The sequence below is a fragment of the Enterobacter sp. DVT3837 genome, from assembly GCF_056238685.1.
The window spans coordinates 14,177-35,228 of sequence record NZ_JBWDLA010000003.1 but is presented as its reverse complement, the minus strand read 5'-3'; the positions used below and the strand labels follow the sequence as shown (position 1 = coordinate 35,228).

The following is a 21,052-nucleotide window of genomic DNA, read 5'->3' as shown; positions in this document are numbered from 1 at the left end:
AGGGGCTTTACAGCCCCTACATTTAGTATTTTGGTAATTCCTTCCCAGTAATTGGGTCTACATAAGTTGACCCAACTTCACAAATCGCGGGCCGTGGTAGATAGCTACAGTCCACATTCTCCTCTTTAATTGCCTGATTATTTTCCTGTCTAGCTTTTATCATATTATCCTCACCACCCATTGATTCTTTCGTTCTTTGGGATGGAAGTTGGTAATTTTCATTTTTAAATGGCAAATTTTCTGTTATCGATGACTCGGAGAATGTAGCGTACTGATCAGGAACTTCTCCGACCTGGACGGCATCGTTAATCCATTCAGTTAAATCGATCTTATCAAAATCTAATCTCTGTATTTGACTAATTGATAATCCAACGCAACTCGAAGCAACCGGATCTATTCCAAGTTGAGGATACGCCTGCTGCATAATCACGCGAGATAACATTGAATTGTAGCAGCACATGTCTGTTGCTTTTTTAACACACTTCTTTGTAAATCCCATATTGAGATATTTAACACAGCGTTCAGTATCCAGTGTGAAACAGGATTTCTGATTTTTATGAATAGACGCTTCCATTTCTTTTTGATCACAGGCCACAAGCATTTCAAGCAACATTTTTGTTATTTGATATGCGGTATAAATCCAGCCAATGACATTTAATGCAAGCATAAAGTTTTGAATTGCTGCTGAAAAGACTACTTCGCCACCCGTTGTCGCTACATTTTTAAAAACGAAGTCCCTTACTGTATCGGGAAGCAAGTCATATGCTTTTTCCATGGCCATCTTCTTAAGGGTACCAAGCCCGAAAGAGCTCATTGTCTCCTTAGCAAGTTGACCACTTCCACCAGCAGTGGATGAACCTACTGTTCGCCCAAGGTTACCGGCCACATTTTCGTAGACGCTGGTTAGCGAACTGGTGACATTGTTCCACATCTGACCAACAGTTTTACCTGCCGATGCTGTCCATTCACCAACCGAGTTAGCCATTGAAGCCCAGGTTCCACTCTCCCCACCGGTCCAGCTTACCAGCTGAGCATTCACTCGTGTCCAGTTCGTGTTTCGGATCATCGACCCAGCCAGCATAATCGCCTCTAGTGAGCCAGCGGTACCCTGTGGCTGTTCGCAGCAATCTGTTTTGGCCAGCCCGTTCACAAAACCAACGGACCTGCCGCACCATTCTGCTTTCCCCTCAAAGACGGAGCAGGAATTAGGGTCGTTGGGATCTTCGCATTTTGCCTCACCCTGCATGTACTGAACCATGTTTGAGTACGCGGCCACTTTCCCAAAATCATTGTTTTCCTCTTTTGGGCCGGTTTCGCATGTTCCACCAGAACATGGGATCATACCTACACAGGCGTTAGTCTGTGACTCTACCTCTCTGACGACGTCCTTACCTCTGTCACACGTATATTTCTGCTCATACATGTAGCATGTATTTGTGCCTTCATCGAACCAACCTTCTGCACAAGTCTGTGTATCGAGCACACACGCAGCATCATTTTTATATGTGCCGCAAGCGTCAGGCATATTTTTAATGTCGTCGTAGTTGTAGCAGAGGTCTTTTCCTGCGGCGTCTTTCATGATGTTTCCCTTCGCATCATATGAGCACAGCTTTTCCTTCGCCAGGGGATCACAGAAGTAACCTTCAAGGTTTGTTTTCCAGGTTAAGAACCCGGTATCGCCTTTATAAAGCGGTGTGGCCATTTTAAGCACAGTTTCCGGGAGCCGCTTTGTACCGACATCCATGTTCACAAACCGGTCAAACCGACAGAATGAATTCGGCGTTTGTACTGCATCAAAACAACCTGCGGGTTCCTGTATATGTTTATCCTCCAGCTTCATATTTTCAAAAGTCAGCTCAACTTCAAAATAGCCTTCCCCACCGCCACCTACCCAAACACGTGACGCCATTGTCACTTCACGGTCCACCTCCTGATATACAGAGTTTCTTACCTGGTCGGTAATATCGTAGACTTTGTCAAGCTTCCATGATTTTTTCAGCTCCCATGGCCCTTGTGGTGATGGATAATTGCTACTTCTATATTCTCCATCTATGTGAGCAAAAATCTGCGTTCCATCAAGCGTGACCCTCATATGATCATCCCACTCTGCATTAATTATTTTCGCAGTTGCAAGCTTTGCATCAGGATGAAATTTTAAGGTTAATGAGTTGTCATATACTCCATCGTTCCAATAGTTGTCGTCTCTTCTGCCGAACCAGACCCTCACACAATTATCCCCGCACATAGACATATCACCATTACCACCTGAGATATAAACAGGTACGGAAAAATCACGAGTTATTGTGCAACTATTAAAGTTATCTTTCTTGGGTGAGTTGCAGTAAAACTCTTTATAATCTGGATAGTGCGTAGTAATAGTTTGTTTTTTTGTTTCCGTATTGCAACTCTGTAGCCAGTTGCCTGTACCGGCTACAGCATTACCAATTTCATTTCGGCCAGCATTGAACATAGGGTCGTTAGGTTTAATATTAGATGCTGGGTTGTCTTTATTTGCATTCACCAGTGTACGGTAGGCAACCCCATCGTAACTCTGCGCTTCAAACAGCTGACTTTTTCGATTTTTGATGTCATTGATGAATCCATCCTCATCTCCATACCGGCCACCGGAATTAAACTGAATATCACTGTGCTTCTGCTCTGAGCTGAATAGCTCTCCTGTACTGGTTTTGGTTCCTGCCGTTGTATTCGTGTTGTTACTTATACCAATGTTACCGCTACTGTCTCTGGAAAGTAACTTTGCCCCCTCTTTCGTATAATTAGAGTTGATCGTACCGCCCGTCATGCTCGGTAACTGTACGGTCTTACCGATCGACTTGCCGTCAGATGCAGCATTACTCATAACACTTTCGTTTGAGTTCAGCGCCCCGTACTTCCCAACGTCTAAGTTTATTGAATCTGCTTTACCTACATATTTATCTGATATTTTTCCGCTCAGGTTTTCCCCGGAATCAGCATTCTTGTACTTCTCTACAATATCCTGAGCACTTGTTGTTGCATTTCGATTTGCGTTGGGGTTCGCAAGGTCAAAATTGTTTTCCAACTGATCAAATATCGCATCAGCTGCGTATATTTTTGGTGTCATAACCATGTTAATGAGCGAAACGTAAAATGCCCAACTCATAGTATTTGCGAGCATAGACGCAATAATTGTTGAAGCAATTAATTTCCTAGTTTTCATATTAAAAGCCTCCTGCAATTAAGCACCGGGATTAAAACGGACGCAACAGTCATTATATCTCCATAGCATATAGACATAATTATCTATGCCTATTTTCTTTCGTCCACCTTTCAGTGTTGACCAATCATGTACGGAGTCACCAAGCCTATGGCAGCAATCAGGCCCTTTAGCTTCTGGCGTTGGGTAAAGCATTGAAAGTCTATATTGTGAACGAGGAGTGAAGTATTCCCATGTTTTCTCACACATTGCATCTGCTCCCATTGTTCTCATTAGCATTCCTTGCCGATGTAACTTAGTTAGTAGTCGTTGTGTAATAAGTGAACTGGTTCTGACGGCATCATCATTCGCATAGACGTGCCCTGTAAGCGGGTACAAGTTACCATCACAACCGGCACAAAAATAGGCAGCCAAATTATCCTTTCCGGCAGTCACTGCCACGCAGTCAGCAGCACATACCATTGAGGCAATAGGGTTTGCAAATACCACAGCTTCGGGGTTCAGCACGAGCGTCAACAGATCACTTTCCCACATTGGATCAACTTCGCTGATATACGTCAGACTGGCATCAATATAAGGTTCTGCTGTACATTCACCGATTATCAGCAATTTCAACATTGTCATGATCGGGAATTCCCAGAGATGTACGTCGTAGAATCCGGCTTCTGTAGCAGTCATAGGCTGGTTAGTATTGCTCTTGCCAATATCGAACTGTGATTTTTGCAACATGGTTCCCTCCAAAAATGGGCTGCACCATGGGCTTTTCACTACTTCTACGATTTTAACTGGCTGGAAAAAACTTAACTGCCATCCGATTTCTGGTATCCCATTTTGGTCTGTGCAATAGCAGCCGGGGCGTGAGGGTGCGGCACCTTCAGGTGCCGCACCAATTCCCATGATCCGCATCGGGAAGATGCAACTCCAGCAGATATTTTTGATTAGTCCCTGCCACACACCAGCTGACTGGCACATTGCTCCCGGGACGCCGGTATCTGCGGCCATGGTCATTGCAGGCAGGGAAAATGACAGCATGACAGCAACCAAAATTTCCAAAAGTAACTTTTTTAGCTTCTTCACCGGCACGCTCACTATTTAGTAATGAATGTTGTCACGCTTTCCATATACGTAACCACTTTGTTGAAATACTCTCTCATCAGGTCCGGGTAATTCAGAGTCAGCCATGTGGCCAGCAGCGCCCCTAAAATAAATCCGATCTTCATATCAGTTCTCCTCTGCCGAGATTTTTTCTCCAACACCACGTATTTCAGCTTCACTGAATTGCGTTATCCGGAATTTATCTTTTTCAGTTGAAATCAACACTGGAGTGTTTTTAATCTGGAAGCGGGAAATAATTTGCTCATTGACTTTGAATACTTTCCCGTTAAATTTCTCGCGCAGATCATTCAGATGGTCCCAACCATTTTCCTGTTTAATTCGCGTAAACATCGGCATAACCTGTCCGCTGCCAAGAAGTTGGCGATATTGCTTCTCAGCCCAATCAAGCTGCCCCGGATTCAATGGGTCAAAAATTATCATGGTGAGGTTCTGCGGGAACCTGCTCAGCGGGTTAATCAGCTCGCCCGCAGAAGCAATGACGCGGCCCTGCTTATCTTTCACGTCCTGAGTGACCCTGATAGTCGGGTCAATTAACCATTCCTTGTGCTCCTGAGCCGGAGGCAGATTAACCATGAATTGGTTCTTCCATGTGTCTGCAACAGCTCGCTTCTTGGCGCCCTCCCAGTCATACTTTTGTGCTCGCTCTTCGAGCTCTTTAATAATGCTTTTCTCTTCGACCGGATAGGTCGTACCAGCATTAGGTAAAATATCCTGATCGGGATTTCTGGCCAGTTCTCGCTGGAAGAAATCAACGTTAAACGAACCGACCATTTTAGCGAATCGGGATTCCTCACGGGAGATAATTGTCGGGACCTGCGTGACCTGGTACTGGTCAAACGCATCAGGGTCAATCGTAATCAGTGGAGAGTCAAACTTCCCCTTCACCACCAACTGATTGATTGCAGCCTGAGTCTCCGGAAGACGCGTCGTGCCTTTCTTCAGACCATTAAAAACCACTCTCGCCTTATTTTGTGACGCGGTACGGAGTAGATCTTCTAGGACGTAATCAGGCAGGCTAAATGACGCAAAGATAGTGATACCGTTTTCTGTCGAAAGCACCTCTTCCCGTCTGCTATCTATTTTTCGTTCGAAGTCAGCGGCGGTGATCCCTGAGGTACCAAACATTTTTTCGATATTCGTCGACTGGCTGCGCATTACTTCTGGTTTATTTTCGACAGACTTCAGTGCTGAGTCGTTCAGCTGAATATTTCCCTGAATTTCATCACGTCTGCGAATAATGTCATTAACTGCTTCAGAATTATTATTCTGAGCGCGTATAGCCTGAGTATGATCGATAACCGCCTGCACACTGTCAGCATTCATACCCGGTACATAGCCCCGATTCGTTGGCTGACTGATGTCCCTGTTTTGCTTCAAAGCTTCAGCCTGGCGGACGTACTTCTGGACATCCGGAGAATCCAGAGAGCCTGACGAGAGCGGGCCTTCTGCTGTTTCCGGCGGCGTTGACTGAGCGCCCAATACTTGAGCTTGCCTAGCAATGTCGTCAGCAACCTGTTGATACTGGGGGCTAGCCGTAGCGGTGGACATCAAGGCGTAAAACGCCAGGCAGGTGGCCAGAGGCTTAATCGTTGTTTTTAATTCAATAGATCGCATATGTTTTCCCAATAACTGAAGTCAACTTAACCGGCCCCCAAAATCGTGAGTCCCATGAGTGATCCGTTTGGCCAATTAAAAAAACTTCTCCTTTCGGAATAGTTAATTCTCTTTCAATAGACTCAGCAGGTATGTTGTATTTCATTGAAATACGTCTGGCATTAGCTTTATAAAACTTGCTCCCGTTATAAACGCCATCCATTGTGACTCTTAGGCGATCTCCGCCTACCCCCGCCACAATTTTAATAACCTTCTCATTTTCACGTATAAATCGGACTGATTTTGGCATATGAAATGCAATGATGTTTCCTGCCTTGACAGATTTATCTTTCAAGTCAATCATGTAAAAATCAGCAGGTAAACAACCATTTAATAGCCCATGTCCAAATGTAAATCGAGTAAAGAAGATGGCCAGTACCAGTATCAGAATTGCCAAATTGATCGGCACGTACCAATCAAAACTCAGTAACCCACGCTTCTTAGGTATGTATTCGCTCATAACCTGCTTCTCTCAGATACCGGAACCAAAGGACTAATTTTTACATTACCTTAATACCTATTATCCATGTTTTGGACCGTCATTATTTCTACAAAGCCAGTTATTTCTGATAATTTACGCCCCTCTTTTTCTTTCATTATTGCCATTGATTGGTGATTCATGAGACTTGTATCACCGTTCATGCAAAGTAACTTTTCCGACGAAATCAATTCAAAAGACCAAAGACAAAAAGCCGGGACATTACTGTCCCGGCTTCTATTTCAGTACATAAATTTGTCTTACTGCGATGTACCAGTTGTTTCTACAGCCTTTGATTTTTCCTCATCTGGGCCATATACGACCGTGCGCTGTGTTGCTGAATCTCCACTATCATCATATGCGACTACACGGATATCTTGCTTCCCACGATTAAGATTTTTCGATAGTGTCGCAGTGCTGCCAAAAACATTCCTTAGTTCATCATTGATATACCATTCATAACGAACCAGTTTGCCATCAGTATCGACACATTTATTTGTGAAACTCCAGCTCATATTGGATTCTGTATGGCTTAGCACACATTGCGGAGCGGCGTTTTTTACAACATCAAAATCTACTGATGCTGTACCACGCTGTCCCATTTTACTGACAACATCCAGCGTGATTTCATATTTTTTCTCAGTAAGACCGGGAATTCCCTGAGCCCAATAGTTTTTACTACCCTGGACAACCTCTCCATTTACTTTATACGTCACCGTATCAATACTGTCAGCAGAGTGCGCCAGTTTAATATTAGATCTTAGTGTGACATCAAGAGGAGCCCTCATGAACTTATTAGAGAATTTTGGGGTCATTTCAACAGTCATCGGAGTTTGCTCATCGACGACGAAGGTATTTTCAATACGCTGTTCGTTATTACGATTATCGCGGAAAACGATCATCAACGTATATTTACCCGGCTTCGCAATTGCAAACTCTTTCGTATCTCCTTCATCTTTTGAAATGGAGATATTTTCCTTATCGTAGATCCACTCCCGTGAATAAGTTACTCCCGGATAGTCACCGTCTTTTATTCCGGTCAGGGCGACGTGTAAGGTCGACGGGGCCATAGTGTATTTTAGCTTCGTACTGACTTTCATTTCAGGGAACTTATACACCCAGGACTTAATCGATACTTTCCGCGTGGAAATGGTACTTTCCTTGCTGTCAGCGAGCCATGCACTGTATGTAAATGCCGCATAGCCTTGCTTATCCAGCATCTCCTCTGTCAGCGTCATCGACAACTTAGGCCCTCTGATTTTCTGTCCGTCAGGGGCAGTCCATTCTTCAATGACGTCATTTCCGTTCTGGTACCGACTGTTCGGGTTGGAGTATTTACCATCTAAAGTAACTTTACTTCCCACCTCTACCTTTGAAATGCTGCTCACTGAAACGGAAAGGCGCTTGGGTTTAGCGACCGTTAACCGCGCAGACGTCTCTTTCCAGGAGGACTCTTCAGCCAGGTCGTCTGAATCCAGATAGCGCATCCGGGCGTAGATAGTTGGCGGAAGCTTCTCAGCGGCAGTCACGGTATAGGTAGTGTCACCCGCGACCCAATTAATTTTATCTTCCGACCACATTACTTCAGCCGTACCCTGCGGAATCGGCTCATCATTATCCAGCAACGAGACTGGTAAATCATCGCCTTCAAGAATTTCCGCAACATCAATACTTAGCTTAGGCTGTTTGTACGTTACAACTGTCAGCACGTCGCTATAAGACACTTTTGACGTAAACTTGTTGGTCATCTTGGCCCTGTAGAGCCACTTACCGACGTCAGTTTTTCTGATTGAAATACTTCTCTTCCCAGTCATGTCCGAAAGCATCGTCCATGTCTGCCCATTGTCTGACGACTCCTGCCACTCGGTAGGAGCAAGCGCATCAGAGTTAGCTGTGCTGGCCGATTTGAAGTTCACAAGCGTACTGAGCGGGATACGGCCGATAATCAGGCTCTTTGAGAGATTACCCTCCAGCTCTTCACCCTTATACACACGTATGCCGACCGCACTTGTTTCCCGGGTCAATTCAAAATCAGCGAAAGGCGAACGGACTTTAGCTATCCCGACAAGACGCATGTTCCCAAGGTCCATATTCTCGATTTTGATTTTTGTTTCGACTACCCCGGCATCATTCACCGGCAATGCCTCGGTTAATGGGGTACGTTCATACGTCGTTTTAAAACGGCCTGTTTCTGGATCTTTACCATAGATACTTTTCTGAGCGTAAATGGTTACATCCCAGTCACCCATTGTCGTCCGGCTAAATGAGCTTTTGCGAGTTGAATTGTTATAGCGCCCAACTGACACCTTCAACGGTAATTCCATTGTAGTAGCCGTCTTTTTGTCTTCGACTTCCATCGTAGCCCGAATGCTGAAGTCGGGGACCGTATACACGTTAAGTGTATCGGCGGTCCGCATTGTCGGGTCCTTCGAGTACTCTACAGCAATGTCGAATACATTTTTCGTCCACAGTGGGGCTGCGGCTACTTTCAGACGCTGAACGAATGTAGTTGCATCGTTGTTTGATGAACGGTTTTTAAACGTCGTTTTTGTGTTCTCACCCCCGTTTTGCGAAACATAGACTGTCACATCAGCAGGTACCACTTTTGCCAAGAGGCGAGCAGCTTCCCCACCTGTCGTGTACGCTAGTGCAGTGTTAGGGTTGATCCCAGTTACCAACTTATTTTTCTTGTAAGTAAGGATTGGGTTATATGGCAGTTGAGTTGTCAATACGCGGCGGTATTTGGCCGACACAGCTTTAGAGCCTCTACCGTTTATCATATAGACTTGGTAATCGAGCAGGTTTTCGCCAGTTTTATTGAAGAACCCCGTAAGTCCTGGCGTCCTGCCTTTAAAGTAAAATTCAAGCCCGTCCGGTACATTGTTCCACTGAGGGTAACAGGCAGTGATATCAGATTTGCCGCCATACCACTCAAGATAAGCCTGCGCGTTCTCTTCCGTAGTAAAGAGAGTGCATTTATCACCGGCTGTCTGACTCATCAGATCGGTATATTGCCGAACGCGAGAATACAAGGTGACGTCTTTTTCTAAGTTTTTAAGCGCAAACCCTGTCGGTTGATACGTGAAAGTGGTATTGAATGTCACAATCTTGCCATACAGGTTTTCCGCCACGACTGTGATTTCGTGGTCAGCATTCACATCTAGATCATCCCCCACCGGCAGATAATAAATGCCTTTGTAGTTCGTTGGGGTGAGTTCAACAACTTTGTTATCGATAGTAACGGCTTTAATATCCGCAACCCCGGCCTGCCCCTGGAATGCGGCAACAATAATTTCATTTAAGAAATAAACAGGTGCTCGTTTTGCCAGCGCTGCCCCATCCTTAAGTACCATGAGTGTGGGGTTATCAGAAAGCATCAGTTTGCTTTCGGGCTCATTGTACGTAGACGTATTCTTGCTATTATTCTCTATAGTGAACGTGGCGGCATAAGAGCCATTCGTCAGGTCTGTTAAGTCAAAGATATACAGATACTCATCGCCGACCTTCTGGGGTCCGCTCACGGGCTGGAGGGTACGGCGTATCGGTGTTGCCCAGGATTGCTTAAAGTCGATAACCGTACCGTCATCCAAAGTTACTTTTGTTGTCGGCTTGAAAACCCCGTCCGGCACCATCGTCAGCGTCATAGCTGTTGGTAGCCACCACTCGCCTTCAGTCTCTTCCTGGGGCACTTTGACGACTACAGCTACCGTTTTAGCGCCGGTATAGATTTGCTGACCGCCAATACTGATAGTTTTAGCTTCATCAGTGAAATTCCAGAGAGTATGGTCAACAACAGGAGGACGGTAGTCCCAGGTCAGCGTAAGCTTTTGCGCTTCAGGAGGGGCAAAGTAATTATTTTTCGAATTAGCGGTGACAGTTATTTCCCGTGAACCTATCAATAAATCCGAATCACTTACTTTAATACTTCCTACATCGATCGTGCAACTGGTCCCACCAATAGGGACTTCACAGGCAGAACCCGATCCGATAGAAATATATTGCACAAAATTGCGGGGTTCTACTGAGACGGCAAAACTCCTGATCACTTCATCCTTAATATAAGATTTAAGTGTGTAACCCTCTTGAACCAGCCCATTCATAGACGACTTTAGGCCGGTGATCGTCGGTTTAACCGGTACGAGAGCATTAACTGTATACTCCCCTTTCACTACTTCTACTTTTTGCCTTTCTGTACCGGAAAAATAGGAAATTTTGTAAGGGAGTTTTAGGTCTCCTGAGCTGTTTGGAATCCCGGTTAACGTGAACCCGTTAGCAGTAAATCCAGAGCTATTTGGAAGCCACTCAAAGAAGCAGACAAGATTATCCACCGTTGATGTCGCACGATCATCAACCGTCACATTACATGCGGTTCCAGAGCCTGAGGCAGTAATTATATTATTGTTTACGAATGCAACAAAATCGCCCGGGCCGGGATTAAACGTGACGGCAGGCATATCAGCCTGGAGTTTTCCGGAAATCATAATTGCCTCGGCATGTACCGACTTAATCGAGGCAATTAAAGAAAACAACAGGGTTAAACATAAACCTGATTTTCTCATGACGAACACCTGTTTTTTTTACGCAGAATTAAAATTACTCTACGATAAAAAAATCTGAAATCTTGTTCGTTAAGAGGAAAAAAAATATTAATTTTTTGCTAAAAATTGAAGATTTTTAACTCACTGACAGCTTTTCGACTCCGAAAGGCGCAGAGCAGTTATTATCGATTCTGAGGATACCCATGGCATCTTAAGCGTCAAGAATCCAAGCAAAAAAAGTCCTGTTGAAACACAATCCATTTGCGTTACGGGAAGATTATAATTTATGGGTTTAAATGAACCCCTTTCGACCGGAACAATGCCTGACGTGACTAACAAGCCCCCACGGTCATTTGGGCCGATAGTGATATTTTTGTAAGCCTGGTGTGTGCGATGCGTGGTTTTTCTCTTTTCAATTTTAAGTGTAGGTTTAATTCTCAGGAAGACAGAAGCCAGCGCCATGGCTTCGTTTTGGGATAGTTTCATGAGAATACTTCCCTCTGAATTCCACCCATATTCTCTATTGTCAGCCGGAGGGGCGAATTGGAGAGTAAGGTAATATTTTTCAGCCTCGCTTATGAAGGCTGAATTATCAGCAGACCGACTTATGTCGACGTTCACTTCAAATGCCATCGCCACTGACTGGCTGAAGACCCTAGCCCGTAGAGCCTTCGTTCCAATAGCTTCCAGTTCTTTCATTGCTATGCTCTCTTCTTAAAGAACCATATACCGGAGATGACTTCATTATCCTGGATGCGTATCAAATCCGAAATAACAAAACCACCTTTTCCTTCCGAAATTATCATGGTGTAAGAACTCGTATGCACAAGCCGAGCATTTTTGATTGGTAACCCAGCACACTTAACAGAAATTTCATCAGGCGAAACTTTTTCAACAAAAGTAACTTTTGATGCAACACCATTGATATGTATGTTTCCGTTATCTGCAATTTTAACGTTTAACGAAGGTGTGGATTCTTTATCACAGGGTTGGAAAACAGACGTGGCTTTAAGAACTTTGCCAGTAAAATCGTACAAGTCGGGCTCCGCCGGTCTTGCGTTGAAAAGCGAGTAAGCCCCCGCAATTGTTAAACCGAGCACTACAAGAGGTAATAGTTTCTTGTAATTAACTTTCATCCTCCAGTTCCTCTCCAATCAGGTGTAAAGCACTCACGCACATAAGCCTAAGCTGATACAGCAAATTGTCGGCGGTGATACCACCAACAAATGTCACTGTACGGCGTATCGATACACCACCAGGCTCGCATTGAATATGGCCAATACCCGCATCGCGAAGAAAATCATTCTCGGCGCTTACGAGGTCTGCTTCCGCAGGTGGAATGACCACTTCGATGAGTATTGTATCAATTGGAGCCCATTCCCAGTCGTACTTAAGGGAGGAAATTGGAGCGATAGAAACATGAAATTCATCAATATTAAAAATTACAGGTTTTTTGCCCGTTGATTCAGGCTGAATGAAGGGATTCTCGACCAGGACAACTGGGAATTCAGAAATAGACAGAACTTCGATTAACTGATCTCGACGTAAACCATGTATTAGTGAGTTGCGTGATAACATTCAGTCAGCCTTCATTATAATAATCAAACAGTTACACATGATGCCGTTAGTTTCTTTACGCTCATCCAGATTGCACGGCAGAAACTCTTAGGATCATAGGGTGCTAGGGTAACAAAAAAACCTAACTTGACCAGTAAAGCATAGAGATTTTTTACATAAAATAATAAATAAGTACCAATTTTAGTAAGATATTTCTTACTTCAACCAATACTTTAGGACAAATCTGTACCCGTTTTAACACCTGTTCTTAAATCGTGCAAACGAACAACCATAAACAGGAGCTAAACCACCTTTTTTTTAGTAGTATACATAACTAAAATTAGGTTTCATAAAACAAACTGGTTAGACCTGAAACAACCAAAGAGGTTCATAATGAGTTTTTGAGTTGGATCTATAATTCTACGAAATTATTTAACTTGCTATGCAGCATTGAGTGTTCCATTAACTACATGTAACCGGTTCACCATCCAACCTCATCTACTAATAATATACCAACAAAAAAGCCAGCTGGTAAGCTGACTTTTTTGAGAGATTACAAATTTTAATCAATTGATACTTCTATATTTACTTTGCAAGATTTGCGAGGTTTGCATTTGCCCTTTTCTTCTGCTTTGTTGTCACACCCTGCACTTGCGCTTGTTCACTGAGCGCCATGGTTTCGGTTTGAGCTAAGTTAACGTCCGGAGAACCATGATTAGTTTTTAGAACTGAATCATTCTGATTTGCGATCGCAACAGGCGGCAAGGTCTCTACAGTCACAGGCATGGAGTTTTTGGCCAGTTCTGTAGACATTAATTCCAACCGCTGTTCCTTTGCTGTCTCAGGCTTTACTGCATCACTGACATCAGTTTGACAATTAGTTGAAAATACAGCAGCAGGATTCTTGCAATTATTAATCTTTAAAATTAAATCGTTGAATTTCGAATCAAGCATAAGACTTATTTGTTCTTTCAACTGTTCATTACTTAAATCACTCTTTTTAAATTCATCATTAAAAAACCGATTTAGATCAGCAGCCGTTAATCTCTCATTCAGTCCATTAATAAAACTTGATAGCTCGGGGAAGAGGTTATTTAGCACTAACCCCGTAGTGATTGCAGACCTTATTATGGAAAGCTGTTCGCCACGATGTGTTAAGTCACTTTTTTTTAGAAAATTATAGGCATACGGAGATTGCCTTTCCGATAACCAAAACGCGCTAATCTGGATGCGATCGTTTTCCTTCTCAGTTTTTTTTGTCATACCCCCCCCCCTTTACAAAACCATCATCACGCAAAAACAGTATCTGCAATAGCCAGTGAGAGAGCGAATTGCGGATTATCTACCATGATGATTTTCGATTTATCAAAATGTTCACGCACTGCCGGTTCAATCAGGTAAGAACCCCCACCGACTAGGAATACATTGTGCGGACGTTCTTCCACCTGAGTGACTGCTTTGATCACTTTTTCTTGAAGTTGCGCTACGGCACTATTTACGGCTTGGAAGACACCATCAAGATCATCGGAAGAAACCTTTAGTGAGGCTTTGTTATCACGATTGTCGACCAAGTGTTGAATATACGCGTAGCTTGCGTTCAGCTTTGAAGAATCCAGATAACGACGGACTTCATCATATACGATAGAACAACCAATACGGTCAAAACCCTTGACTCGGGAGATCTGTTCCAGCTGACCAGTAATGCTTGCTACATCAAGTGTTGTCCCACCTAAATCGATAACCAGGCTTGATTCAAAAGATTCAATTAACTCAATTTCATCTGCACGAGTTACCGCCGGAAGTGACTCAGGAAACACGGTAACTGAAACAACATTAAATGAAACACGCTTACCATCAATATAACGTTCAACCGGCTTCATCAGGTTGTCTTTTTTCCGTTGGATGTTTTCGTCATTGGTTTCACCCAAAGCGGTATAAAACTGACTAAGTGGCAATGTTACATAGAGATGAACATCCTGCGGCTCTAAACCAGAGGAATGAAGAGCATGGTGAACATTCAGACGACTGATCTCATCGTACTGATGCGCAACGTCGGTAGTTTCAAGGGCATTACTAGGGAAGGTGCGAACAAGTCCCTGATATGAGATCATGTTTGTCATCTGGAGCCATGGAACAGGGTTCATCATGAGTCATCAACTTACCTTCGCCGACAGTGAATTCAGCAGTAAGCGCCGTCAGACCAGAAAAGAGATTTTCCTCTCCCGCATGGAGCAGATTCTGCCATGGCAAAACATGGTGGAAGTCATCGAGCCGTTTTACCCCAAGGCTGGTAATGGCCGGCGACCTTATCCGCTGGAAACCATGCTACGCATTCACTGCATGCAGCATTGGTACAACCTGAGCGATGGCGCGATGGAAGATGCCCTGTACGAAATCGCCTCCATGCGTCTGTTTGCCCGGTTATCCCTGGATAGCGCCTTGCCGGACCGCACCACCATCATGAATTTCCGCCACCTGCTGGAGCAGCATCAACTGGCCCGCCAATTGTTCAAGACCATCAATCGCTGGCTGGCCGAAGCAGGCGTCATGATGACTCAAGGCACCTTGGTCGATGCCACCATCATTGAGGCACCCAGCTCGACCAAGAACAAAGAGCAGCAACGCGATCCGGAGATGCATCAGACCAAGAAAGGCAATCAGTGGCACTTTGGCATGAAGGCCCACATTGGTGTCGATGCCAAGAGTGGCCTGACCCACAGCCTGGTCACCACCGCGGCCAACGAGCATGACCTCAATCAGCTGGGTAATCTGCTTCATGGAGAGGAGCAATTTGTCTCAGCCGATGCCGGCTACCAAGGAGCGCCACAGCGCGAGGAGCTGGCCGAGGTGGATGTGGACTGGCTGATCGCCGAGCGCCCCGGCAAGGTAAGAACCTTGAAACAGCATCCACGCAAGAACAAAACGGCCATCAACATCGAATACATGAAAGCCAGCATCCGTGCCAGGGTGGAGCACCCATTTCGCATCATCAAGCGACAGTTCGGCTTCGTGAAAGCCAGATACAAGGGGTTGCTGAAAAACGATAACCAACTGGCGATGTTATTCACGCTGGCCAACCTGTTTCGGGCGGACCAAATGATACGTCAGTGGGAGAGATCTCACTAAAAACTGGGGATAACGCCTTAAATGGCGAAGAAACGGTCTAAATAGGCTGATTCAAGGCATTTACGGGAGAAAAAATCGGCTCAAACATGAAGAAATGAAATGACTGAGTCAGCCGAGAAGAATTTCCCCGCTTATTCGCACCTTCCCTTATCCATTCGATATCGAGCCCAGATGAGGAACTAATCATTTTCCCTACCGGGAATCTCTTTGATTATGGTCCTGAGCCCATGGAGTTAATGACAGCGATAAACACTGGTATTTTTGATGGACGTTCTGTGCGAGTGTTCTCAGCAGCCGGGGCTGGTGAAGAGATGATGAAGAAGCTCTTACCCACAAATAATGATCGTAGGACTTATTACCCAAGCACATTTCTTAACGAACGGTGGTGTGCAAGAGGCGGACGTTGGCATAAACAAATTAACCGCAGTTATCTTGAAGAGGAGATCAGCAAACTGCTCTCCACCCAGCTGGCCACGGTGATGAAGGTGCTTTTTAAAGGAAATATTACTATCGGTGTTTGTCCATCCGACTACACGGACATACGACAGGGTTTCGACAATACCTATAACGCTCTCCTCGCGTTTAATCAGGCAAACGTGAATATCTTTCAGAGTCAGTTTCTTTTTGGTATGGATCACGCAGTCAGCCCAATGAATATTAGCGATGTCAACCTCGTTGTACTGGGTCGGAATCCGGTCAATAGCATCAGAAAGGCTCATGGGTTACCTTTGACTAACTTACCTGTACTCGTCGGCAACTGTCTCCATATCAATACTGGCTCGCTGTTCATGTCAGCAATTAGCGATCCAGCACTACTAGCCCCAGGTATACCTCGTACTACAGTTCCGGCAATAACGCTGGTCGAGTTGATACTGGCCTCAACACCAACCCTAATTTGCCACCAAATGATCCTTAATAAGAACGGCATTTACACACAAAACACAACACCACTTGACCTGGATTTAAAAGATAACAACATAGAGGCTGCTTTATAATGCAGAAATTAAAACTGATAATTTTACCGGTGCTGGCATTTGTGTGGCCATCAATCAATGCAACCGCATCGACTAAAACACCAATGCCTACTTCTCAGCAGTCAGTTGCTAAATCTGAGGCTAACTATGAATTTATTTCTATTTCTGCAAAATATGTCGACGGTATGTGGCTTGTTAATGGTCAACAAAGACCTGTAATTAAAACAAGCATGACTAAGCGTAACTATCTCCAGATCGCAAATCAGTCAACACTTACGCCTTTGAACCTTGTGATACCCAAAATTGCATTTGACGTTATAGCCAAAAATGGCGTTTTGTTATCAAATATTGTATCCCTGGATGAAGATGCAGCCGGTAAAAAAATTCTATGGTTAGAGCCGGGTTCCAGCCTGACAATCTCTTTCGTCAATGACCTATCCAGTACCCCATTACAGGCGATAGTGTCCGTAAGTAAATTGAATAAAAGCGTTATTGCGATTTTTGGACCAGACCAGGGTAAAAAATTCACCCTCCCCCAAACTTCAAAATCACAGGATTTTTCAAAGGAGTATGACCCTTCACCAGAAGTCGCACTACGTCTCAATGTGCCCAAAAAAATTCACTCTTCCGTCACAATCCCAGATGTCGCGACTGCATCATTACCGTCCTCACATACCTACGAGATTATAGCGACTGATAAACTCAGGTCTTTTATGTTTTCAGAGTTTGTTTGGGTTGGTAAACGTAACAGCTTCCTCGTTGGTTCTAATTATTTCTCCAAAAATTTGACGGTTTACCCAGGTGAAGAATTCGATATCAGCACCATACAGAAAACGATTATGAGGGCTAGTAATGATTAAAGCAGCCGGAGTGATTTTTATCTGTCTTTTGACTGGCTGTCAGTCGGTTGGAAGCAAAATTGCAGACCTCCCCTCAGTAGGTTTCGACCCTGTGATGAGCAACAAAAGTGAATCCTATACCGACGGAAAAGTTACTTTTCTGATTGAGAGTTCAGGCACTGATGTCTGGCTGCTCGCCAAGAATGGTACCAAGGAATTTATTGAGTTATCGGATCTAAATCTAGCCGGAAGCCGTTGCACCTATTCATCGCGTGGGAAACTGTTATTAACACCTGGTTCAGTTTCATTGTTTACTGTTCCGACTGTTGGTTTACTCGGCCTTTGCTACGACAACACTGACCAATTAACGTTTATTAATAACGCATTTACCAAAATTTCACAAAAGTCGAGTGATGGACCCACATTGCCATTGTTGTTCAGTATTAGATATGAATTTCCCGGCTCGGGTGAAACAAACACAACGCTAGTTACGCAATCATTAAGTCTTGCATTTTTGGAACAGGAGCAATCATGAAATCTATATTGGCCGTCATCTGTATTTGCTGCTGCGAGGTGGCTTTTGCTTATCCTTATCGCATCTACACAGCACCTGATGGTGCCATTGTGAAAAATATACTGACCAATGAAGTGATCGGTAGGACACCGGTTGAAGTTGATGTCAGTAATACTGAAGCAGGCTCCACGTTCGGGATATCTATGTATCGGCATGAGAATGTTGCAATAAAAATATTCACAGTAATGCCAAGCGCGGAAAATAACTTTACTGTTTCAGGTCCCGACGTTGCAACAATGTCTTTACCAGGTAAAGCCCCTTTAAACGTAATTAATGACAGTAATGCAGCAGCAGTTCACATAGATCTCAGGCCTTTTCTTTCTGAACCTGCACATCAACCCATTCAATAGTTAATTTAGGTCCCTGTCATGGGGACCTGCAATCTCATTTATAAGGATATTTGTTCTAAAGATCATGCAGTTACACGCATCTAGAATGATTAAGGCTTTACAGTATTGATAATGGAGGGAATGAAATTAAGGTCAACATAGTAATAAATCCGCATCCTTGCGATGCGGATTAATGCAAAATTTAATTATTCTTTTTCTTTCAACTTCGATTTTATAAACTCCTCAATTTCTGCGATCAATTCGCTATTCATTCTATTAAATTCAAACCTAATTTTTCTTCCAGACGCATTTTTGCTAATCCTTGCATATTTATCTTTATTATCAAACACGGCTAATTCACGAGTTTCCCACCCCTTGCTAGGAGGTTTTATGTCAAGCTGTTCAACTACTGTAGTAATTTTATCTATTACTGTCTTCTGTGCTTCGGAAATATCGGTTACATCCAAGCTCCTTATTTCCTCCCGAACATTATCTACAACTTCCTCAAGAGAGAATAAATTCTTTTCGACGTACTTCTGTAGTCGGGATAAGCGATTGTAATACGAGTTAGGAATACCTTCATAGTCAGGAAAGAGAGCAATAAGAGAATTATCTATCTTCGCCGCCTGGATACGCTTAGAAACAGATACATGGCTGATTCCGAGATAATTAGCAAGCTCTTCATTAGTTGCAAATCCAAGGTCTTTCATTTTCTGTAAATACTGGAATCCAACTTCACGGTAAGAAAATCTCCGTGATGTCTGTGCTGCTGTAATGATGGAATTAATATCTTCCGGGGATAATTCATCCGGCAACACCCATAGTGGCAAATCCTTCGCAGATTGAATACAACAGAAACGCCTACGACTGCCCTCTATAAGCAGATACACCCCATTTCGTTTGACAGCAACGCCTTCTGTATCAACACCACGTACCTTAATTTGTTCCAGGATATCTCGAACTGCATTTACAGTGAGAGCTTCCTGGTTTCGTGGGTTCATAGGGTGTACTGCGGTTTCCAGTTCCACCTTCTCAGCCGGTACAATAATGTGTTCAGCTTCCAGCTTGCGTCCATTATGTAAAGCAAACAGCTTCCTCAGTCGAGGCTGTGATTTCAGGCCTGGAAGCCCGGAGCGATGGCTGACTTCAGTACGCTTAGGTGCATTAATATAACGGGATTTGTCATTCCCGATATGCTGCTCATCACTCATGCGTTACTCCTTTCTTTCACAGAAAAACTCTTAATCTCATTTATAAATTGCTGGTAGACCGCCATTACAGATTCTTCAGCCACATCAAGCTGCTTAGGTGAGCAAAGCTCTTCAGACTTTTTAATATCCAATACGGTTCTGCCCCTTGATGCTGCGGCTTTAAACGCTTCGGAATTTTTAATATTTGCAGACATAAAGAGTTCCTGCACTGTTCTTACCAGTTTATCCAGAACAATTTTTTCATATGGACTCTTATCGTCTACGTTAACAGCCAGCACTTTGAACCACCTCAGATTTTCGCCCTTGCTCGGCGATTGTTTGAAACGCTCGCTGATGGTCAACATGAAATCAGTTGTGGAAGCATAATCGTATTCACGAGGTGATACGGCAACAAGAATGCCATCAGCGGCTTCATCAGCTGCCCAAGTGATTGGCGAATCCTCTGGTGGAGTATCGATGATAATCAGGCCGTATTTTTTCTTCAAAACAGGCAGAATAACTTCTTTGAATCGAAGTAATAGCTCTGTTCGTTCTTCTCTGGAACACTGCCAGTATTTATCTTTAAATCGCGCATCTGTAGGAAATGCTGTAATAACATCAAGATTCGGTAGGTGTGTCGAAAAAGGCATACTCTCAATGATTTCTTCTTCCGAATACCCTAAATCAAGGTATTTTTTGTAATCTGAGTCCTCTTCATAAACCCCTAAGATGGCGTCAATAGCAGTGAGGAAAACATCATCTTCCGCTACACTTTGTATCATCCCGCTACCAATTGAGCCTTGTGGGTCCCATTCGATCAAAAGTGTCCTTGCGTTTAGATGCATATCAAGCGCTGCGGCTACAGCAAGAGCCCCTGAAGTTGTACTCTTACCCGTGCCGCCCTTATGGTTCTGCGTTACGATTGCACGGCTATGGTAATAGTCGCTGTACCGAGGACAGCCCAGAGCATCCATGATTTTTTGGACGTCCCACCTGGTATAGAGATGGTTTTTGTTCTGAAAGATAGGAGCACCAACCAGACCTCTATCTTCAAGATCGGCAAGGATTTTATTAAAGGTGACGCGTGACTTGCCAAAAAAATCTGACAGATTTTTTTTATTCAAACAATGGTTATAGATGAGGCGATCTACACCTTCAACACTATCATCCGAGACCGAAACCCTTGAAGAGACCAATAATGACTCCTTCAGGGAAATCTGCTCGCTCTTCATTCGTTGACCGACAAGGGCGATCTTATCAATTAGATTCATTCTCTTCCGATCCCTTTTAACCTAAATAATGAAATTAAACGCATATATGTACACTTTACGCATAATGCGTACATTCGTGCCTTATGCGTTTAATTGTAACCGTAATTCTAACTATACGCTAACGTTCTGTTTCTTTTTCGTCGATTATGGGATATCAGCCTCATCGGTTTACTTTGTTATGTGTAAAAAGAGAGTTATAAGGAATGACTTT

At 43.9% G+C, this 21,052-nt stretch carries 17 protein-coding genes and 1 pseudogene; 5 read left to right on the top strand and 13 right to left on the bottom strand.

All coding sequences use genetic code 11. The features are described 5' to 3' along the window. Nucleotides 1-22: 22 nt before the first annotated feature. From trhN to parM, 11 genes and pseudogenes are all read right to left on the bottom strand, one after another. The gene (trhN, locus tag AC0XWG_RS23205; RefSeq protein ID WP_015063125.1) at nt 23-3,199 is read right to left on the bottom strand and encodes an IncHI-type conjugal transfer protein TrhN; all 3,177 of its coding nucleotides are present in this window, start codon (nt 3,197-3,199) and stop codon (nt 23-25) included. Between the two features lie 18 nt (nt 3,200-3,217). After that, nucleotides 3,218-4,273, bottom strand: a complete 1,056-nt coding sequence (gene trhU, locus AC0XWG_RS23200) for an IncHI-type conjugal transfer protein TrhU (RefSeq protein ID WP_022652170.1) — start codon at nt 4,271-4,273, stop codon at nt 3,218-3,220. Nucleotides 4,274-4,284: 11 nt separating this feature from the next. Next, entirely contained in the window at nt 4,285-4,416 is a 132-nt protein-coding gene (locus tag AC0XWG_RS23195; RefSeq protein WP_022652169.1) for a hypothetical protein, read from the bottom strand. A 1-nt stretch (nt 4,417) separates the two neighbouring features. Next, nucleotides 4,418-5,926 carry an IncHI-type conjugal transfer protein TrhW gene (gene trhW, locus AC0XWG_RS23190; protein WP_015063123.1) on the bottom strand — a complete coding sequence of 503 codons (1,509 nt, stop codon included), beginning with the start codon at nt 5,924-5,926 and terminating at the stop codon, nt 4,418-4,420. Further along, nucleotides 5,913-6,425 (bottom strand): IncHI-type conjugal transfer protein TrhF, encoded by a 513-nt coding sequence (gene trhF / locus AC0XWG_RS23185; protein WP_015063122.1) that lies wholly within the window; start codon nt 6,423-6,425, stop codon nt 5,913-5,915. Before trhF ends, trhW begins: the two co-directional genes overlap by 14 nt. 278 nt (nt 6,426-6,703) lie before the next feature. Beyond that, nucleotides 6,704-11,002: an IncHI-type conjugal transfer protein RSP gene (rsp, locus tag AC0XWG_RS23180; protein WP_475681132.1), complete on the bottom strand. Its 4,299-nt coding sequence runs from the start codon at nt 11,000-11,002 to the stop codon at nt 6,704-6,706. A gap of 120 nt (nt 11,003-11,122) precedes the next feature. Further along, on the bottom strand, nt 11,123-11,680 hold the full coding sequence (locus AC0XWG_RS23175) for a hypothetical protein (protein WP_022652167.1): 558 nt from the start codon (nt 11,678-11,680) through the stop codon (nt 11,123-11,125). Nucleotides 11,681-11,682: 2 nt separating this feature from the next. Continuing rightward, nucleotides 11,683-12,117 carry a hypothetical protein gene (locus AC0XWG_RS23170; RefSeq protein ID WP_022652166.1) on the bottom strand — a complete coding sequence of 145 codons (435 nt, stop codon included), beginning with the start codon at nt 12,115-12,117 and terminating at the stop codon, nt 11,683-11,685. Continuing rightward, on the bottom strand, nt 12,107-12,559 hold the full coding sequence (locus tag AC0XWG_RS23165) for a hypothetical protein (RefSeq protein WP_015063118.1): 453 nt from the start codon (nt 12,557-12,559) through the stop codon (nt 12,107-12,109). The genes AC0XWG_RS23170 and AC0XWG_RS23165 overlap by 11 nt, the downstream gene beginning before the upstream one ends. Nucleotides 12,560-13,123: 564 nt before the next feature. Beyond that, nucleotides 13,124-13,801: a hypothetical protein gene (locus AC0XWG_RS23160; RefSeq protein ID WP_015063117.1), complete on the bottom strand. Its 678-nt coding sequence runs from the start codon at nt 13,799-13,801 to the stop codon at nt 13,124-13,126. 26 nt (nt 13,802-13,827) lie between these two features. Beyond that, nucleotides 13,828-14,601, bottom strand: a pseudogene (gene parM / locus AC0XWG_RS23155) (plasmid segregation protein ParM domain-containing protein); the annotation flags it as partial. 82 nt (nt 14,602-14,683) lie between these two features. On the opposite strand from parM, the gene AC0XWG_RS23150 reads away from it, so the two are divergent. The 5 genes from AC0XWG_RS23150 to AC0XWG_RS23130 all read left to right on the top strand — a co-directional run bounded on the left by AC0XWG_RS23150 (nt 14,684) and on the right by AC0XWG_RS23130 (nt 18,401). Beyond that, nucleotides 14,684-15,664 (top strand): IS5-like element IS5 family transposase, encoded by a 981-nt coding sequence (locus AC0XWG_RS23150; protein WP_000019403.1) that lies wholly within the window; start codon nt 14,684-14,686, stop codon nt 15,662-15,664. 236 nt (nt 15,665-15,900) lie between these two features. Then, nucleotides 15,901-16,659, top strand: a complete 759-nt coding sequence (locus AC0XWG_RS23145; RefSeq protein WP_475681131.1) for a metallophosphoesterase — start codon at nt 15,901-15,903, stop codon at nt 16,657-16,659. Beyond that, on the top strand, nt 16,659-17,498 hold the full coding sequence (locus AC0XWG_RS23140; protein ID WP_015063114.1) for a hypothetical protein: 840 nt from the start codon (nt 16,659-16,661) through the stop codon (nt 17,496-17,498). The genes AC0XWG_RS23145 and AC0XWG_RS23140 overlap by 1 nt, the downstream gene beginning before the upstream one ends. After that, on the top strand, nt 17,491-18,012 hold the full coding sequence (locus tag AC0XWG_RS23135; protein WP_015063113.1) for a hypothetical protein: 522 nt from the start codon (nt 17,491-17,493) through the stop codon (nt 18,010-18,012). The genes AC0XWG_RS23140 and AC0XWG_RS23135 overlap by 8 nt, the downstream gene beginning before the upstream one ends. Continuing rightward, a complete protein-coding gene (locus AC0XWG_RS23130) occupies nt 18,009-18,401 on the top strand; it encodes a hypothetical protein (RefSeq protein ID WP_015063112.1) in 393 nt (130 codons plus the stop codon). Before AC0XWG_RS23135 ends, AC0XWG_RS23130 begins: the two co-directional genes overlap by 4 nt. 185 nt (nt 18,402-18,586) lie before the next feature. On the opposite strand, the gene AC0XWG_RS23125 is transcribed toward AC0XWG_RS23130, so the two are convergent. Together AC0XWG_RS23125 and AC0XWG_RS23120 are read right to left on the bottom strand one after the other, a co-directional pair. Further along, nucleotides 18,587-19,591 (bottom strand): ParB family protein, encoded by a 1,005-nt coding sequence (locus tag AC0XWG_RS23125; protein WP_040115168.1) that lies wholly within the window; start codon nt 19,589-19,591, stop codon nt 18,587-18,589. Continuing rightward, nucleotides 19,588-20,841: a ParA family protein gene (locus AC0XWG_RS23120; RefSeq protein ID WP_015063110.1), complete on the bottom strand. Its 1,254-nt coding sequence runs from the start codon at nt 20,839-20,841 to the stop codon at nt 19,588-19,590. The genes AC0XWG_RS23125 and AC0XWG_RS23120 overlap by 4 nt, the downstream gene beginning before the upstream one ends. Nucleotides 20,842-21,052: the final 211 nt, after the last annotated feature.

Bases quoted from the DNA above. Each gene is read 5' to 3' on its own strand.
- trhN (WP_015063125.1), bottom strand. From the start codon at position 3,199: ATGAAAACTAGGAAATTAATTGCTTCAACAATTATTGCGTCTATGCTC.
- AC0XWG_RS23195 (WP_022652169.1), bottom strand. From the start codon at position 4,416: ATGAAGATCGGATTTATTTTAGGGGCGCTGCTGGCCACATGGCTGACT.
- trhW (WP_015063123.1), bottom strand. From the start codon at position 5,926: ATGCGATCTATTGAATTAAAAACAACGATTAAGCCTCTGGCCACCTGC.
- trhF (WP_015063122.1), bottom strand. From the start codon at position 6,425: ATGAGCGAATACATACCTAAGAAGCGTGGGTTACTGAGTTTTGATTGG.
- rsp (WP_475681132.1), bottom strand. From the start codon at position 11,002: ATGAGAAAATCAGGTTTATGTTTAACCCTGTTGTTTTCTTTAATTGCC.
- AC0XWG_RS23175 (WP_022652167.1), bottom strand. From the start codon at position 11,680: ATGAAAGAACTGGAAGCTATTGGAACGAAGGCTCTACGGGCTAGGGTC.
- AC0XWG_RS23170 (WP_022652166.1), bottom strand. From the start codon at position 12,117: ATGAAAGTTAATTACAAGAAACTATTACCTCTTGTAGTGCTCGGTTTA.
- AC0XWG_RS23165 (WP_015063118.1), bottom strand. From the start codon at position 12,559: ATGTTATCACGCAACTCACTAATACATGGTTTACGTCGAGATCAGTTA.
- AC0XWG_RS23160 (WP_015063117.1), bottom strand. From the start codon at position 13,801: ATGACAAAAAAAACTGAGAAGGAAAACGATCGCATCCAGATTAGCGCG.
- AC0XWG_RS23150 (WP_000019403.1), top strand. From the start codon at position 14,684: ATGAGTCATCAACTTACCTTCGCCGACAGTGAATTCAGCAGTAAGCGC.
- AC0XWG_RS23145 (WP_475681131.1), top strand. From the start codon at position 15,901: ATGACAGCGATAAACACTGGTATTTTTGATGGACGTTCTGTGCGAGTG.
- AC0XWG_RS23140 (WP_015063114.1), top strand. From the start codon at position 16,659: ATGCAGAAATTAAAACTGATAATTTTACCGGTGCTGGCATTTGTGTGG.
- AC0XWG_RS23135 (WP_015063113.1), top strand. From the start codon at position 17,491: ATGATTAAAGCAGCCGGAGTGATTTTTATCTGTCTTTTGACTGGCTGT.
- AC0XWG_RS23130 (WP_015063112.1), top strand. From the start codon at position 18,009: ATGAAATCTATATTGGCCGTCATCTGTATTTGCTGCTGCGAGGTGGCT.
- AC0XWG_RS23125 (WP_040115168.1), bottom strand. From the start codon at position 19,591: ATGAGTGATGAGCAGCATATCGGGAATGACAAATCCCGTTATATTAAT.
- AC0XWG_RS23120 (WP_015063110.1), bottom strand. From the start codon at position 20,841: ATGAATCTAATTGATAAGATCGCCCTTGTCGGTCAACGAATGAAGAGC.